Raw genomic sequence first — 15,997 nt, forward strand, 5'->3', positions numbered from 1 at the left:
ACGCATGAACCGACCGGTGAAACTGCTGAGCGTTGGCGCGCTGACGCTGGATACCATCCTGCGCGTCGAAACCCTGCCCACGCATCAGGGCAAGTTCATCGCCTCGGACGGCATCCAGATCGCCTCGGGCATGGCGACAAGTGCTGCCTGCGCCGCCCGCCGTCTCGGCGCCGAGGTGTTCCTGTGGGCAAGTGCAGGTGACGATGCCGTCGGCGACCAATTGCTGGCCGGCATCGAGGCCGAGGGCGTCGATTGCGGCTTTGTCCGCCGCGTCGAAGGCGCCCGCTCGGCGCTGGCCGCGATCCTGGTCGACGCTCATGGCGAGCGCATCATCGTGCCCTTCTACGACCCAAAGGCGCAGGCCGACCCCGAGGCGGTGCCTGTCGCCGATCTTTCCGGCTTCGATGCCGTGCTGGTCGATGTGCGCTGGCCGGGCGCCGCCGCTCTTGCCTTGACCGCCGCGCGCGACGCCGGTTGCCCGGCAATCCTCGACGCCGACACGGCGCCGCTGGAGGTGCTGGAGCATCTGTTGCCGCTGGCGTCGCACATCGTCGCTTCGGAGACGGCTGCACGCATTGTCTGCGGCCACGCGCTGGATCCCGAAACCGCCTGCGCCGACCTCGCCAGCCGCACAGACGCCTTCGTGGCGGTGACCGGCGGCGCCTCGGGAAGCTGGTGGCATGACCGGTCCGCCGGATGCGTGCGCCACATCGCGGCGCCGAAGGTCAAGGCGGTCGACACGCTGGCCGCCGGCGACGTTTTCCACGGCGCCTTTGCCGTTGGACTTGCTGAGGCCATGTCGGTCGAGCACGCGTTGCGCTTTGCCAGCGCGGCGGCCGCGCTCAAATGCCAGCGCTTCGGCGGCCGGCTGGGCGCGCCGGACCGGGCCGAGACAATGGCCATGGTCGCGGCGACCTGGCCCGTCTGAAACAGATTTAACTTTTCACCGGGTGCTCGACCGCCTGCCGGCCGAAATCCGGCACGTCGATATCCTGGCCGGCCTCGATGATCGAACGGCGAACGGCCCGGGTGCGGGTGAACAGGTCGAACAGCTTGTCGCCGTCGCCCCAGCGGATCGCCCGCTGCAGCGAGGCGAGGTCCTCCGAAAAGCGCGCCAGCATTTCCAGGATGGCATCCTTGTTGTGCAGGCACACGTCGCGCCACATGGTCGGGTCGGAGGCGGCCAGACGGGTGAAGTCGCGGAAACCGGAAGCCGAATATTTGATCACTTCCGACTTGGTCACCGATTCCAGATCGTCGGCCGTGCCGACGATGTTGTAGGCAATGATGTGCGGAAGATGCGAAACGATGGCCAGCGTCATGTCATGATGCTGCGGGTCCATCGTGTCGATGTTGGAGCCGCAGCGCCGCCAGAATTCCGACAGCTTTTCCAGCGCGGCCGGATCGGTTCCCGGCAGCGGCGTGAAGATGCACCAGCGGTTTTCGAACAGCTCGGCGAAACCCGCATCCGGGCCCGATTTCTCCGTACCCGCCAGCGGGTGTCCCGGAATGAAGTGCACGCCGTCCGGCACATAGGGCTGCATTTGCGCAATGACGGAGGCCTTGGTCGAACCGACATCGGTGAGGATAGCGCCTTTTTTCAGCGCCGCTGCGATCTCTTGCGCCACCTCGCCCGACGACCCCACTGGCACCGAGACGATGATCAGGTCGGCGTCGCGGACCGCTTCCCTGGCGTCGGTGGTGTAGCTCTCGCCAAGACCGAGCTCCTTCGCCCGCGCCAGCGTGGCCGGGCTGCGCGTCGCGATGGCGACATGGCGGGCCAGGCCCTCGCGGCGGATGATGCGGGCCAGCGACGAGCCGATCAGGCCGATGCCGACCAGCGCGATCTTTTCAAACATCGGTGCTGTCATTGTTTCAGCTTTTCAGGAATGTCGTGAGGGCATCGATGACGCCGCGATTTGCTTCTTCGGTGCCGACGCTCATGCGCAGCGCATTGGGAAAGCCATAGCCGGTAACGCGCCGCAATATATAGCCGCGCTGGGTGAGGTAATCGTCCGCCGCCTCAGCCGAATGCCTCTTGTCGTCGGGAAAGTGGATGAGCACGAAATTGCCGACGCTGGGCGTCACGCGCAGCCCAAGCTTCGTCAGTTCTTCATTCAGCCAGGTAAGCCAGGTCTCGTTGTGCAACGAACTGCGCTCGACATGGGCGCGGTCGCGGATGGCGGCAATGCCGGCCTCGATCGCTGTTGCGTTAACGTTGAAAGGGCCGCGGATGCGGTTGATGGCATCGACGATGTGCAGTGGGCCATACATCCAGCCGATGCGCGCGCCGCCAAGGCCGAGCTTGGAGAAAGTGCGGGTCATGACCACATTCTGTGCGCTGCCCGCCAGCTCGATGCCGGCCTCATAGTCATTGCGCCTGACATATTCGGCATAGGCCGCGTCGAGCACCAGAAGCACGTTGCCCGGGAGAGCGGAATGCAGGCGGCGGACCTCCTGGAACGGCAGATAGGTTCCGGTCGGATTGTTGGGATTGGCGAGGAAGATGATTTTGGTCCGCGGCGTCACCGCGGCCAGGATCGCGTCGACGTCGGCGCGTTCCTCGGTTTCCTTGATCGTCACCGGTGTCCCGCCGGCCGACTGGATGTAGATCTTGTAGATCATGAAGGCGTGTTCGGTGATGATGGCCTCATCGCCGGCCGCCAGATAGGTCTGCGCCAGCAGGCCCAAAATCTCGTCGGAACCGTTGGAGCAGATGATGTTTGCCGGGTTGAGGCCATGCACCTCGGCGATCGCCTCGCGCAGCCGGCGGGCGGTGCCGTCGGGATAGACATCGAGCTTGCTGGCCACTTCGCGCGCGGCCTCGATCGCCTTCGGCGACGGGCCGAGCGGGTTCTCGTTCGACGACAATTTATGGACCTTGGCGACGCCGGCAGGTGCCGCGCTCTTGCCCGGTACATAGGCGTCGATGTCCATGATGCCCGCGCGGGGCGTCGGCCGTGCCTTGTCCGCTGTCTTGTCCATGTCGCAAACCCGTTGAGAACGCCTCCGTCCGGAGGCCGCAGCGGAAATACAAGCCGTAGCCGCGAATGTCGAGAGGCCGGGCAATAGCTGGCCGTTGACGCCGGGCCGCACGAGTTCTAGAAGAACGCAACAGTTCCGTGGTGATTTGGCCGGTCGGCTTGCAGCCACGTTAAACAACTCGCTAAAGGGCCGTTTGCGTGACGTAACCGGCTTTGCGATCGCATTGCCGGTTTTTTATTGCCTGACGGCGGGCAAGGAGAGTCACATGGCTGCGCTCCGCGCTACAAAAACCAACAACGAGGCCGACAGCCCGTCGAGCCCGGTGTTGCGTTTTGGCCCTGACAAGCCGCTGAAGCTTGACGCCGGCACGCTTTTGTCGCCGTTCCAGATCGCCTACCAGACCTATGGCGCCCTCAACGATGCCCGCACCAACGCCATCCTGGTCTGCCACGCGCTGACCGGCGACCAGCATGTCGCCAGCACCAATCCGGTGACCGGCAAGCCCGGCTGGTGGGAAGTGCTGATCGGTCCCGGCAAGATCATCGACACCAACCGCTTCTTCGTCATTTGCTCCAACGTCATCGGCGGCTGCCTCGGCTCCACCGGTCCGGCCTCGACCAATCCCGCCACCGGCAAGCCCTACGGCCTCGACCTGCCAATCATCACCATCCGCGACATGGTGCGGGCGCAATTGATGCTGGTCGACCATTTCGGCATCGAAAAGCTGTTTTGCGTGCTCGGCGGCTCGATGGGCGGCATGCAGGTGCTGGAATGGGCGTCATGCTATTCCGAGCGCGTCTTCTCGGCCCTGCCGATCGCCACAGGCGCACGCCATTCCTCGCAGAACATCGCCTTCCACGAGGTCGGCCGCCAGGCTGTCATGGCTGATCCGGACTGGCATGGCGGCAAATATTTCGAGCACGGCAAGCGCCCGGAAAAGGGGCTCGCCGTGGCGCGCATGGCCGCCCACATCACCTATCTGTCGGAAGCCGCCCTGCATCGGAAATTCGGCCGCAATCTGCAGGACCGCGAAGCGCTGACCTTCGGTTTCGACGCAGATTTCCAGATCGAAAGCTATCTGCGCCACCAGGGCATGACATTCGTCGACCGCTTCGACGCCAACTCCTACCTCTACATGACCCGTTCGATGGATTATTTCGACCTCGCCGCCGACCATGGCGGCCGGTTGGCAGATGCCTTTGCCGGGACCAAGACCCGCTTCTGCCTGGTGTCCTTCACCTCGGACTGGCTGTTCCCGACCGAGGAGAGCCGCTCGATCGTGCATGCGCTCAACGCCGCCGGCGCCTCCGTCTCCTTCGTCGAGATCGACACCGACCGCGGCCATGATGCCTTCCTGCTCGATGAACCCGAACTGTTTGCCGCCATCAAGGGCTTCATCGGCTCGGCGGCCCGCGCAAGGGGGCTCGCCTCATGAGCGTCAATGGCAGCCAGCGCGTCGACCTCGAAGTCGTGGCCAACCTGATACCGCCGCAGTCGCGGGTGCTCGATGTCGGCTCCGGCGACGGCCTGCTGCTCGAACTCCTGCAGGAGACCAAGCAGGTCGACGGCCGCGGGCTGGAGCTGTCACAGCGCGGCGTCAATGAATGCGTTGCGCGCGGCCTCTCGGTCATCCAGGGCGATGCCGACACCGACCTCGAATTCTATCCGGACAAGGGTTTTGACTTCGTCGTCCTGTCACAGACGCTGCAGGCGACCCGCAACCCGAAGCTGGTGCTCGACGAGCTGCTCCGAATCGGCAACCGCGCCATCGTCTCCTTCCCCAATTTCGGCCACTGGCGGGTGCGGCTGTCGCTGTTCGTCAAGGGCCGGATGCCGGTGACAGCGGACCTGCCCTATTCCTGGTACGACACGCCCAACATCCATTTCTGCACCATCCGCGACTTCGTCAATCTGGTCGAGGAACTCGGCGCCTCGGTCGAGAAAGCCACCGCGCTCGACGGCAACGGCCAGAAGATCGGCCTGTCGATGCCATGGTGGTTCTGGAATTTCTTCGGCCAGCAAGCGGTGTTCTTGTTGAAGCGGTAGTTTGCCCCTATGCCAGCATGTCCGTCGCCTTGTGCGGGTGCTGAACGCCATCGGCGATAATCACATCGGCGTGGGAGTTGTCGGTGCGCAAGGCCAGAATCTCGCGATAGGCTGATGAATCGTACCAGCCCCACGCATGCGCCCTGTCCGGAAACTCGATGACGATCAGATGCCCGGGCCATTCGTTTTCGACCACGTCCATGTCGCCGCCGTGGACAAGGAAGCGGCCGCCGAACGGCTCCAATGTGGCGTCGATCCTCTGCAGATACACGACAATCTGCGGGCCCATTATGACTTGACGCATATGGGCGACGGCGTAGGCGGCCATGGCTGAACTCCCTGTGAGATCGAAGCCCGACGACCGGCTTCGTTGGCGCAATCTGCAGACATGATGGCCATCGGTCGATTACGTCTGGGGTAATCGGCCGGCTTACCGGCGTCCTGGCTCAACAGTTTGTGATGACATTGCCGCTGGTTTTTTGTAGCGTCGAATCGAATGCCATCCCGGGGTAGGCTTGGACGGCGACCATCAAAACCTCCGGCCTCCAGGCATTTCGGGGCACAATCGAAGCAACATGTCCAAGGCAACCGACCTCGCTCCGCTGATCTCGGTGATCACACCGACGCACAATCGCCGCAGCAAGGTGGTGCGCGCCGTGGAGAGCGTGCTGGCGCAGAATTTTCCCCGGTTCGAACACATTGTCGTCGATGACGGCTCGACCGACGGTACGGCAGCCGCACTTGCCGAAATCCGCGATCCACGGCTGATCTATGTTGGCTCGAAATGGCGCGGCGCCAATGCCGCCCGCAATGCCGGCATCGAGCGGGCGCAGGCGCCGGTGGTGACATTCCTCGATTCCGACGACGTCTATTTGCCGGATCGCCTGGCGCGGACGCTGGAGCAGTTCGACAACAATCCCTCGCTCGAAGTGCTGATCAGTTCCTTCGTGTCGCTGAAGGGCAATCGCCGCACCAACTGCGTCAACCGCGAGGCGCTGCTGAGCCGCGACTCGCTGGAGCGGGCCCTTGTCGCGCAGACCATCTTCATTGCCGGGTCGGCAATCACCGCCCGGCGCGAGTCGCTGCTGGCCATCGGCGGCTACGACAGTGACGTCACGCGCATGCAGGATCGCGAATTGTTGCTGCGCTTTGCCCGTCGCGGCGGCGCGCAGCTGTCCGAAGTGATCGACTGGAAAAAGTACAACTCGGAGAATTCGATCTCCGGTCGCCGGGACGGCTATGTCGAAGCCTATGCGAGCTTGATCGACAAGCACCCCTATATCGCCGACCGCTACCCCTACATTCCGCCTTACATGATCGCCCGGCAGCTCATCGCCGATGCACTCAAGGGCAGGGTTTCGCAGGCGTTCTCCGGCTATATGGCCAACCGGTCGTCGAAGGCGCTTGGCTATTCGCTGCCGCAGCTGTTGCGTGGCTATGTCGGCGGCCGGCGCTGGCGCCGCGATCTCTATGCCGAATTTCGCGACAAATACGGTGCACGGCCGGCCTGAAGTTTGCCGACAAGCCGCGCAGCGGCTTTCCCCTCCGAACTGCCTCAAACCTCATTTGTCGAGTTCCGGCAGATATGGGTCGGAATATAGCCGCCGGTCGCGTTCGCCCTGCAGGCAGTCCATGGGTGCGGCGGCATCGATCGGGACCACGGTCGCATCGGCGATGCCGCTCACCTCCAGGATCAACTTGCGGCGTATGGCGGTGGCGAATTCCGAGGCCGCATAGATCGGCAACACGAAGGAGCCGGGCCCACCGGTGACGCAGTCGTCATAATACTGGTCGAGATGGCTGAAGGTCGGCGACGGGCTGATCAGGATCGGCAGGCCGTTGATGACGATGCCCTTGGCCACCGCCGCATCGCGTGTCGTGGCGACGGGCAGCCCGGTGTTGTTGGGACCGTCGCCGGAAATGTCGATGACGCTGCGTGGCGCATCGAACCCCGTGCCCTCGAACAGCCCGGCGCCGAAGGCAAGCGCGCCCGAAATCGAGGTGCCGCGAAAGCTGCGGAACGGCCGCGCTTCTATTCTGTCGGCGAAGGCGTTGGCGCTCTCTGCGCTGTCGATCACCTGCCAGGCGATGACGCCATCCTCGCGCACGACGCCCGCCCATTCGAAATAGGCAAGCGCGATGCGCCCGGTGGTTCCCGAGCGCACGGCCTTGATGAAATCGGGATGCCTGAGCGCCTCGACATAGCCCGCGCGCTGCAGCGCGAACTCCCTCTCGTCCATCGACTGTGAGATGTCGACCGCCAGCACCAGTTCGACATCCACGGCAACGGCCGGGGCAGCCACGGGCGTGGTGCAGGCAAGGCAGGCAAGCAGGCTGAGCGCATCGAGCATGGCCGCACCACGGACGTTTCGACCCGTGATTCTTCGCCGCGATCGCGGCGAAATAAAGCCCCTTCTACTTCTTTCGCCGCACGGCCGCTTTCGGCGGCGGGTCGATGGCGCCGGTCCTGACTCGGGCGGGTTTCAGTGGCGCAGCACCCGTATCCTTCACGATGTTCAATGCGCGTGGAAAGAAATGACCATTGTGCAGTCCGCGCCCGATGTTGAGGATCGCGGTTTCCGGCAGGCGTTTCTCCAGCATGGACAGTACCCTTCGCAGCGAAGGACCATCGAACGCGTCCATCGCTTCGTCGATGATCACCCATTTCGGCTGCCGCAAGGCCAGCCTGGCGAAGGCCAGCGACCGCTGTTCGTCATCGTTGAGTTCACGCTCCCAGCGTGCGGAACGGTCGAGCGAGGATGACAGCCGCTCGAGGCCGACCTCGGCCAGCACCGCCCCAAAATCAGCATCGCCAGCCGGCGCCGAGCCATTTGGATGCAGCACTTCGCGTAACGTGCCGGCAGGAAAATACGGAACACGCGGCACGAAAATCGGCGTTTCTCCGGCCGGCAAGCCGATCCGCCCGCTGCCCCAGGGCCAAAGGCCGGCAATGGCGCGGAAGAACAATGTCTTGCCGGCGCCTGGGTCGCCGGTGATCATGACGCGCTCACCGGGATGGATCTCGACATGGCTGTCTGAAAGTTTGGTGCAGCCCTCCGGCGAGGCCACTTGGAGCTTCTCGAAGGTCAGGCTGCCATTGGCGTTATCGCCGAATTCGATGCGCTTTTCCTTGTCGTGCAACACATCGGTTTCATCGAGCGCAATGCGGAAGTCGGCAACGCGCATCAGCGTGGCGCGCCAGTCGGCGATGCCGCCGATATTGTTGATGAACCAGCGCAGCGACGAGTGCACCTGGTTGAAGGCGCCGACCGCCATCATCAACCCGCCAAAGCTGATGTCGCCTGAAAAATAGACCGGCGATGCAACCAGGATCGGCGCCACCACGGTGATCCAGCCATAGGTATCGGTCACCCAGGAAAGGTTGATCTGCGCTTTGTAGATGTTTCGCATCGCGCCCAGCACCGTGCCAAGGTCGATTTCGAGCCGTCTCTTGGCATCGGCTTCGCCGTGATAGAGCGCGATGGCGTCGACATTCTCGTTGACGCGCACCATCCCGGAACGCAGCTCGGCCTCGCGGGTGTAGCGGTCGCTGTTGAGGCGGATCAGCGGCCGCCCGACCAGCCAGCTCAGCCAGGAGGCGATGCCGGCATAGAGGAACGCGGCCCAGACCATGTAGCCCGGTATCGCCAGCGACCAGCCGTTGATGTGGAAGACGAAGCCCGACGAGAGTTGCCAAAGCACGCCGACGAACGACACCAGCAGGATGAAGGATTGCAGCAGGCCGACGCCGAGGTCCGTCGACAGATCGGACAGATGCGCGGCATCCTGCTGCATGCGCTGGTCGGGATTGACGCCGATGGCGCCGGCATTGGCGAGCCGGAAGGCCCGCGCCGGCCGCATCCATTGGTCGATCAGGTCGAGCGTCAGCGCCTCGCGCAGCTTCAGCCGGATCATCTGGTTGAGCCAGGTCTGAGCGATGTTGAGCAGCAGCAGCGTGCCGGCAATCACGGCAAAGATCATCAGCTGATGCAGGAAGGCCGCCATGTCGCGACGCGCCAGCGCATCGTAGAAAGGCTGGTTCCAGCGGTTGAGCAGAACCTGGCCAATCGACGTCGCGACGATGACCGCCATAATGCCGACCGACGTCCAGACCAGCCACTTGCGCACCGGTGAGCCTATCAGCGCCCGTTTGATCGTCGCTACCTGATCGCGCAGGCTGCTGGCTTCGACGGTTACCGGCTGAACGGTGGCGGACTTGTCCGGTTGATCAGCCATGCACGAGGTCCTTGCGTTCAGAAGCGTTGCTGAACCAGATGGAGAGACTTGAAGGCATCCGCCGCTCAAACGGACCGCGAATGCATCTGCGACAGATAGGTGGGAAAAACCCACGCAACACCAGTTTTCATGATGATCACGAAGGTGTCACCTGACGCGTCGTCGATGTCACCCCTTCCGCCCGGCGGCCAAGCCGCGTCGCACCGTGCGGTGACAGTACCGGCACGAAGACACGGCGCGAGGCGCGCTGCGCGACCGGCACGCCCTGATAGAGCCGCTTCTGCGCCTCGACCACGATGACGCCGGAAAAGATCGGCCAGAACCGCCGGCCGGCGCGCTCCAGCACATTGTGGAACCGCATCATGAAGCGCCGCGGCGATGGCGGGAAGAACAGCGCGTCGGACCAGGAAGCCGGTGTGAAATTCGCCTCGCGCAGCAATTCTGTCAGCTGGCCGCGCGAGAACGGCCGGCCATTGCCGAACGGCGTGTGCTCGAACCGCGCCCAGACACCGCGCCGGTTGGGCACGACGATGACGACGCGCCCTGCCGGCGACAGCACCCGCCAGATCTCGTTCAGCGTCTCGCGCGGGTTTTCGACATGTTCGAGCGAATGCACGAGCAGCATGCGGTCGATGCAGGAATCGACCAGCGGCAATTCCTCGTCGAAGACCAGCGCCGTAGCCGTCGGCCCGTTCGCCGGCCAGACGACGGCGCCTTGCGTAGCAGGCATGAAGGCAAACACCCGCTCGGCATCGGTGCCGAACCGCTCCAGCCACGGCAAGGTATAGCCGAGCCCGACCAGCCGCTCATTGGTCACTGTTGCCCATATTGAGGACAGCGCCATGGTGATCGAGCGTTCAGCCAGGCGGCCGAGCGTGGTCGAATAGAAGGAGCGGAGATCGACGATATCGGAATGCATGCGCGGGACGGTAGCTGCGATGCCGCCCAAGTTCAACAAAGCCGGCACGTTCTGCAAAGCTAGAGTGACATCGGCGGCCAAGCGCCCTATGTCTGCGCCAACAGATGGAGAGATGCCAATGCCCGTCGAAATCGAACAGTTCATGTGCCGCAGCGACAATTTCGGCGTGCTGGTGCATGACCCGAAAAGCGGCGAGACCGCCATTATCGACGCACCCGAAGAAGCGCCGATCATTGCCGCTATCGAGCGTACCGGCTGGAAGCCGACGATGATCCTGACCACCCACCACCATGTCGACCATGTCGAGGCCAATCTGGCGCTGAAGGAGCGCTTCAAGCTGCGCATCGTCGGACCGGAGGCGGAAAAGGAAAAGATCCCCGGCATCGACGAGACCGTCGGGCAAGGCTCGGTCGTCCATCTCGGCGGTGAGCGGATCGATGTCATCGCCACGCCCGGCCACACTGCGGGCCATGTCTCCTATCATTTTCCGGCCTCGAAAGTGGCGTTCACCGCCGACACTTTGTTCGCGCTCGGCTGCGGCCGGCTGTTCGAATGCAAGCCGCCGGTGATGTATGAGTCGCTGAAGAAGCTCGCCGCACTCCCGGCCGACACGGTCATCTATTGCGGCCATGAGTATACGCTTTCGAACGCCCGCTTTGCGTTGACCGTCGACCCGACCAATTCGGCGCTGAAAGAACGCGCCGCCAAGATCGAGACCCTGCGCGCCGACAACAAGGCGACGCTGCCGACCACGATCGGCGAGGAATTGTCGACCAATCCGTTCCTGCGCTGGCACGACCCGGCGATCCGCAAGCATCTCGGTATGGAGGCGGCCTCCGACGCCGAAGTGTTCGCGGAAATCCGCAAGCGCAAGGACAATTTCTGAGCATCATTCCGGGATCAGCCATGACCAGCGCCGCTGAAATCATCGCCACGCTCGGCCTCAAGCCGCATCCGGAAGGCGGCTGGTATGCCGAGACCTTTCGCGACGGCGCCGGGCGCGGCCATTCGACGGCGATCTATTTCCTCCTTGAACAGGACCAGATTTCGGCCTGGCACCGGGTCAAGGACGCGGCCGAGGTCTGGCACTTCCATGCCGGAGCGCCGCTGGCGCTGTCGATGTGCGAGGAAGGTAGTCCAATGCTTAACCAGGTGATCGAGCAGGTGCTCGGCATTGAGCTTGCGGCGGGCGAGCGGCCGCAGATCGTCGTGCCGGCCGGCTGGTGGCAATCGGCGCGCAGCCTCGGCGAATGGACGTTGGTCGGCTGCACCGTGGCGCCGGGCTTCGACTTCGCCGCGTTTGAAATGGCCGATCCGGGCTGGCAGCCTTAGGCCAGAAGAAAACCAAGAGTTATGCAGAGCTGGGCGGCATAGTAGAGCACCCAGACCGCATAACGGATGCCGGCGCGATAGGGTGCTATTGCCGGAACCAGGAATTTCTCCGCGGCAAGCAGCCCGTCCGATGCCATGAACATAACAGCGCCGCCGATGACCCACGGATTGGCGAGCGTCAACGCCGAGATGCCCATCGCCAGAATGGCCGCGATATAGATGGCGATCGGCACCCGCAGGCCGGGACTGACACGGCGCCAGAGCGCCGCCAGCATGACGACTGCGAAGGCCGCCATGGCAAGCGCGATGGCGCCGCGCCATGTCTCGGTGCTGAGCACATCCAGCCCGCCGCCGCCGAGCAGGAAGAGCGGCACATAGAGGACATGCGCCGCAAGGAAGCTGGCCAGCCCGCCGAGGAAGGCCTTTTCGCCGTCACGCGACAGGAAGGCATCGCCGACGGCGCTGAGCGCCAGCGCAGAGACGAGCAACAGCGGCCCACCTTGCATGAAGGCCAGCGCCGCAAGCATGGCCACGGCCAGCGTCTTTGCCGCCGAGCGGGCCAGCGTCGGCCGCATATCCAGGGTGAAGGCGTAGATCACCGCCGCCACCAGCGAAAAAATCAATGTTGCATTTGCGTTGGCGTCGATGCCGCCGGCAAACGGCATCGTCATGCGCTTGCCCCGCCAGTTGCCGCCTTGCGCAGGAACAACGATTTCGCCGCCAGCGCCGCGCCGCCGGTGATCAGTACGCAGGCCGCCAGGATACGCAGCGACGGCTCGGCAACGCCCGCCGCGATCAGCACCAATGTCGACAGCAGTGGCGCCGCATAGCTTGCCGCGCCGAGCACCTGGATGTTGCCTCGTTTGACGCCGATATCCCAGGCGTAGAAGGCGGCACCCACCGGCATCAACCCCAAACCAACCACCGCCAGCCACTGGCCGGGGCCATCGGGCAGCACCGTCTTTTCCAGCAGAACATGGCAGATGAGGGACAGGGCTGCCGTGGCGGCGCAGAACCAGGTGACGATTGAGGTCGGCACCGCCGGAAAGCGCCGCGACAGCAGCGAATAGGACGACCACAGCAGCGCACAGACGGCCGCCATCGCATAGCCGAAGGTGTAGCGAGCATCGAAGGCGAGGCCGCCACCCTTGGTGACGATCAGCACGGTCCCGGCGAGCCCGAGCAGCGCGCCGACGACATGGTTCCAGGCCAGCTTCTCGCCCGGCATCAGCGCTGATCCCAGCACGATCAGCAGCGGCCACAGATAGGCGATCAGGCTTGCCTCCACCGCCGGCGCGTTGCGCAGCGCGGTGAAATAGAAGAAATGGTAGCCGAACAGTCCGGCAATGCCGATCACCCAGACCTGGCGTGGGATCTTCAGGCTTTTATCGGTCGCCGGCATGAACAGCCGGGCAACCAGCCCGACCGCGGTGCCGATGGTGAAGGTGATGGCCGAGAGCAAGAATGGCGGCACGGCGCCCGACGCATCGGTGAGCAACGCCAGCAGCGCCCACATGGCGACCGCCGAGAAACCGATCAGTGTTGCGCGCCCCATGCCCGTCTCCGGCGACTCGCCCCATTTCTATTCGGGTGGGCGCGTCTATTCAGTAGCTTCGAACCGCCCCGCGCTGACAGTCAAGGTGCCGATCTGCGTCCCGACCGTGGCGTGGATCGGCGCATATATGCCGGTTTGGCCGAGCGGTGCAAACGTCACCATCATCTGGCTCTTCTTCTTCAGGTAATTCAGCGCCTTGCGGCCCTTGCGGTAGCCTGCCACCGGCTCGAAGCTCATCTTGCAGGTAACGGTGTCGCCCTTGTAGCCCTTGACCGAGATCGATCCTTTCGAGGCGTAGGTCAGCGTCAGGTCGGCGCGCATCTCGCCGTCATAGAATTTCACCTTGCGCCCACAGACCTGGTCGAGGCTGTCAGCATGGATGACGGTAGCCGCCATCGGATCGAGCACCGATGCCAGATCGTTGCTGCCCAGCGGTATCCAGTTTTTGGCATTGCGCTTTTTCGGCTCGGGAATGACCTGGGTGGCGGTCACCGCGCCATTGGCAAAGCGGATATCGACCATGGAAGCCTTCTTGCCGGACTTATAATCGGCGCGAAATACCTGCGGCTGCATCTGCTTGCCCAGGATCTTGCCCTTTGACGAGATCGTGCCGCTCGTGTCGTCGAACAAGGTGGCGAGACCCGCGCTGGAGACGGTGCCGTCTATGGAATAGCTATCGCCTTCGTAGTGGCTGGAAAATGTCGCCTTGGCCACGGAAAGGCCCAGGAACGACACCGTGTATTCGCCCTTGAAGGACTGTGCGGTGGCTGCGGGCGCGGCGGCAAGGGTTGATGTTGGCAAGGCGGCGACAAGTATGGCGACAACGGCATGTGACGGGCGAAGCATGGCGGGCTCGGTCCTTGATTTTTTTAACCGGAGGCGGGCGACTCCGGCTTGAAATGTCCCTGTCCGACCGCTTATAGGCTGAATTCCGGCCTTTATGTGAAACGCCCGTCACAGTCGTGGGCAAGCCGGAGCTTGACGCATTGGCGAAATGCAACTAAGGAACGCCAACTTTTCCATAAGGCCGCCTGACTGAAACCGCGCGCCACCCGGCGCGGGCGAACAAGGTTTGGCAGGCTAGACAGAACTGAAGGTTAGAACCATGTCCCGCACCTGCGAACTCACTGCCAAGGCAGTCCAGACCGGCAACAATGTGAGCCACGCCAACAACAAGACCAAGCGCCGCTTCCTGCCGAACCTCGTCAATGTGACGCTGATTTCGGAAGCGCTGAACCAGAATGTGCGCCTGCGCATTTCGGCCAACGCGCTGCGTTCGGTCGAGCATCGCGGCGGCCTCGACGCCTTCCTGGCCAAGGCCGACGCCAAGGAATTGTCGCAGCGCGCGCGCCTGTTGAAGAAGCAGATCGCCAAGAAGCTGGCCGACCAGCCCGCCGCTTAACGATATCAAGGCGGGGGACGACCGCCCTGAGCATCGGAGCAATCCGATGCTCAAAACTTCTAAGGCAGCAGCATCGGAGCAATCCGATGCTCAAAACTTGCAAGGCAGCGCGACCCGAACTTCGGCTAGCGCCTGGCTGGTTCCATTACCCAGGATAAAAAAATGACTTCCTTCTCGCGATATCTGCCCTTTGTGGCCGCCATGGCGCTTGTCGTCGTGGCATCGAACATCCTCGTGCAGTTCCCGATGCAGGGCCAGGCCGGCGGTCTGTCGCTGGGCGACATCCTGACCTGGGGCGCCTTCACCTATCCCTTCTCCTTCCTGGTCACCGACCTTGCCAACCGCCGCTACGGGCCGACCGTGGCGCGCCGCATCGTCCTTGTCGGCTTCATGACCGCTGTGGTCTGCTCGATCCTCGTCCCGCCCTTCCTGTTTCGCCACGGCCTGATCGAGTTCGAGACATCAGCCGACCGGCTGGTGCGCATCGCCACAGCTTCCGGCGCGGCCTTCCTTTGCGCGCAATTGCTCGACGTCACCGTGTTCAACCGGTTGCGCCGGCAGAGCTGGTGGCGCGCGCCGATCGTCGGCACGCTGGTCGGCTCGGTGTTCGACACCCTGGTGTTCTTCAGCATCGCCTTGTCGGCCGCCTTCGCTTTTGCCGGCCCGAACGACAGCTTTGCGCTGGAGACGGCGCCGCTGATGGGCGTGCTGCCGTTCGAGACCATGCGCTGGGTCTCCTGGGCGCTGGGCGACCTCTCGGTGAAGCTGATCATCGCTGTTGTGGCCCTGATCCCCTACCGGCTGCTCGCCGCCCACTGGAGCCAGCCGGCCGTGGCTGTCTAGGCCGTGATTCCCTGGGTCCAGCTCGGCTCGGCCAAAACGCCTGACGGCGGACAGGAACTGCGCCTCAAGCAGCGCGGCAGCGAATTCTCGATCATGCTCGGCACCAATGAGCTGATGAACAGCCGCCTCAGCGGCTCCGAGGAAGCGCTGGCCAAGCTCTCCTGTGAAAAGATCGGCGGCCGCGCCCAACCGAAAATCCTGATCGGCGGCCTCGGCATGGGTTTTACGCTGCGCGCTGCGCTTGCCCAAATGGGCGCCGATGCAGGCATCACCGTTGCCGAGCTTGTCCCCGCCGTCATCGCCTGGGCGCGCGGCCCCATGGAGGCGGTCTTCGCCGGCTGTCTCGACGATCCCCGTGTGACGGTTCGCGAAGCCGACGTCGGGCACATCATAAGATCCGACAAGGCAGCCTGGGACGCCATCCTGCTCGATGTCGACAATGGCCCCGAAGGCATCGTCTACAGGGGCAACGACGCCCTCTATGGCGCTGCCGGCCTCGGCGCGGCGCGTGCAGCGCTCAGGCCCGGGGGCGTGCTGGCTGTTTGGTCGCAAGGCCCCGATGCCGGCTTCACACTTAGGCTCAAGCAGGCGGGCTTTGTCGTGGACGAGGTGAAGACGCGCGCCAATGGCAAGCGCGGCGCGCGCCACGTCATCTGGATCGCCACCAAGCCTTAGGGCT

18 protein-coding genes and 1 riboswitch are annotated in these 15,997 nt (G+C 63.8%); of the genes, 9 read left to right on the forward strand and 9 right to left on the reverse strand.

What is annotated here, in order from left to right; genetic code table 11:
• Positions 1-4: 4 nt before the first annotated feature.
• Positions 5-928 carry a sugar kinase gene (locus tag NKJ58_RS19805; RefSeq protein WP_023685349.1) on the forward strand — a complete coding sequence of 308 codons (924 nt, stop codon included), beginning with the start codon at positions 5-7 and terminating at the stop codon, positions 926-928.
• 7 nt (positions 929-935) lie between these two features.
• Here the strand turns inward: NKJ58_RS19805 and NKJ58_RS19810 are convergent, their stop codons facing one another.
• Both NKJ58_RS19810 and hisC read right to left on the reverse strand, forming a co-directional pair.
• Positions 936-1,871 (reverse strand): prephenate/arogenate dehydrogenase family protein, encoded by a 936-nt coding sequence (locus NKJ58_RS19810; RefSeq protein ID WP_023833383.1) that lies wholly within the window; start codon positions 1,869-1,871, stop codon positions 936-938.
• 4 nt (positions 1,872-1,875) lie between these two features.
• Positions 1,876-2,985, reverse strand: coding sequence for a histidinol-phosphate transaminase (gene hisC, locus NKJ58_RS19815; protein ID WP_352518507.1), 1,110 nt, complete (start codon positions 2,983-2,985; stop codon positions 1,876-1,878).
• Between the two features lie 127 nt (positions 2,986-3,112).
• Positions 3,113-3,190, forward strand: a riboswitch (SAM riboswitch).
• Positions 3,191-3,250: 60 nt separating this feature from the next.
• Between hisC and metX the strand changes: the two genes are divergently transcribed.
• Entirely contained in the window at positions 3,251-4,420 is a 1,170-nt protein-coding gene (gene metX, locus NKJ58_RS19820; protein ID WP_023694040.1) for a homoserine O-acetyltransferase MetX, read from the forward strand.
• Positions 4,417-5,031, forward strand: a complete 615-nt coding sequence (gene metW, locus NKJ58_RS19825; RefSeq protein ID WP_023685353.1) for a methionine biosynthesis protein MetW — start codon at positions 4,417-4,419, stop codon at positions 5,029-5,031. Before metX ends, metW begins: the two co-directional genes overlap by 4 nt.
• Positions 5,032-5,038: 7 nt before the next feature.
• On the opposite strand, the gene NKJ58_RS19830 is transcribed toward metW, so the two are convergent.
• A complete protein-coding gene (locus tag NKJ58_RS19830; protein ID WP_352561250.1) occupies positions 5,039-5,359 on the reverse strand; it encodes a DUF1330 domain-containing protein in 321 nt (106 codons plus the stop codon).
• Between the two features lie 247 nt (positions 5,360-5,606).
• On the opposite strand from NKJ58_RS19830, the gene NKJ58_RS19835 reads away from it, so the two are divergent.
• Complete coding sequence (locus NKJ58_RS19835; protein WP_352561248.1) at positions 5,607-6,542, forward strand: glycosyltransferase family 2 protein; 936 nt, start codon at positions 5,607-5,609, stop codon at positions 6,540-6,542.
• 51 nt (positions 6,543-6,593) lie between these two features.
• Here NKJ58_RS19835 and NKJ58_RS19840 read toward each other — a convergent pair whose 3' ends face one another.
• The 3 genes from NKJ58_RS19840 to NKJ58_RS19850 form a co-directional block, all read right to left on the reverse strand.
• Complete coding sequence (locus tag NKJ58_RS19840; protein WP_023714977.1) at positions 6,594-7,382, reverse strand: DUF1194 domain-containing protein; 789 nt, start codon at positions 7,380-7,382, stop codon at positions 6,594-6,596.
• Positions 7,383-7,446: 64 nt separating this feature from the next.
• Positions 7,447-9,267 carry an ABC transporter ATP-binding protein/permease gene (locus NKJ58_RS19845; RefSeq protein WP_027050739.1) on the reverse strand — a complete coding sequence of 607 codons (1,821 nt, stop codon included), beginning with the start codon at positions 9,265-9,267 and terminating at the stop codon, positions 7,447-7,449.
• A 136-nt stretch (positions 9,268-9,403) separates the two neighbouring features.
• Complete coding sequence (locus tag NKJ58_RS19850; RefSeq protein ID WP_352561267.1) at positions 9,404-10,186, reverse strand: class I SAM-dependent methyltransferase; 783 nt, start codon at positions 10,184-10,186, stop codon at positions 9,404-9,406.
• Between the two features lie 118 nt (positions 10,187-10,304).
• Here NKJ58_RS19850 and gloB point away from each other — a divergent pair, with 118 nt between their 5' ends.
• Positions 10,305-11,072: a hydroxyacylglutathione hydrolase gene (gene gloB, locus NKJ58_RS19855; protein WP_023706326.1), complete on the forward strand. Its 768-nt coding sequence runs from the start codon at positions 10,305-10,307 to the stop codon at positions 11,070-11,072.
• A gap of 20 nt (positions 11,073-11,092) precedes the next feature.
• Entirely contained in the window at positions 11,093-11,518 is a 426-nt protein-coding gene (locus tag NKJ58_RS19860) for a cupin domain-containing protein (RefSeq protein WP_352853663.1), read from the forward strand.
• Here the strand turns inward: NKJ58_RS19860 and NKJ58_RS19865 are convergent.
• The 3 genes from NKJ58_RS19865 to NKJ58_RS19875 are packed head-to-tail and all read right to left on the reverse strand — an operon-like array spanning position 11,515 to position 13,919.
• The gene (locus tag NKJ58_RS19865; RefSeq protein ID WP_023742898.1) at positions 11,515-12,189 is read right to left on the reverse strand and encodes a lysoplasmalogenase family protein; all 675 of its coding nucleotides are present in this window, start codon (positions 12,187-12,189) and stop codon (positions 11,515-11,517) included. The two genes, NKJ58_RS19860 and NKJ58_RS19865, sit on opposite strands and share 4 nt — an antisense overlap.
• Entirely contained in the window at positions 12,186-13,073 is an 888-nt protein-coding gene (gene yddG, locus NKJ58_RS19870; RefSeq protein WP_023748518.1) for an aromatic amino acid exporter YddG, read from the reverse strand. Before yddG ends, NKJ58_RS19865 begins: the two co-directional genes overlap by 4 nt.
• Before the next feature lie 45 nt (positions 13,074-13,118).
• Positions 13,119-13,919 (reverse strand): DUF3108 domain-containing protein, encoded by an 801-nt coding sequence (locus NKJ58_RS19875; protein ID WP_352853665.1) that lies wholly within the window; start codon positions 13,917-13,919, stop codon positions 13,119-13,121.
• A 259-nt stretch (positions 13,920-14,178) separates the two neighbouring features.
• Here NKJ58_RS19875 and rpmB point away from each other — a divergent pair, with 259 nt between their 5' ends.
• The 3 genes from rpmB to NKJ58_RS19890 all read left to right on the forward strand — a co-directional run bounded on the left by rpmB (position 14,179) and on the right by NKJ58_RS19890 (position 15,993).
• Positions 14,179-14,475, forward strand: coding sequence for a 50S ribosomal protein L28 (gene rpmB / locus NKJ58_RS19880; RefSeq protein WP_023670682.1), 297 nt, complete (start codon positions 14,179-14,181; stop codon positions 14,473-14,475).
• A gap of 162 nt (positions 14,476-14,637) precedes the next feature.
• Positions 14,638-15,318: a queuosine precursor transporter gene (locus NKJ58_RS19885; protein ID WP_352853667.1), complete on the forward strand. Its 681-nt coding sequence runs from the start codon at positions 14,638-14,640 to the stop codon at positions 15,316-15,318.
• A gap of 3 nt (positions 15,319-15,321) precedes the next feature.
• A complete protein-coding gene (locus NKJ58_RS19890) occupies positions 15,322-15,993 on the forward strand; it encodes a polyamine aminopropyltransferase (protein WP_352853669.1) in 672 nt (223 codons plus the stop codon).
• Positions 15,994-15,997: the final 4 nt, after the last annotated feature.

The sequence above is a fragment of the Mesorhizobium sp. M0139 genome (assembly GCF_040322455.1).
Lineage (GTDB): Bacteria > Pseudomonadota > Alphaproteobacteria > Rhizobiales > Rhizobiaceae > Mesorhizobium.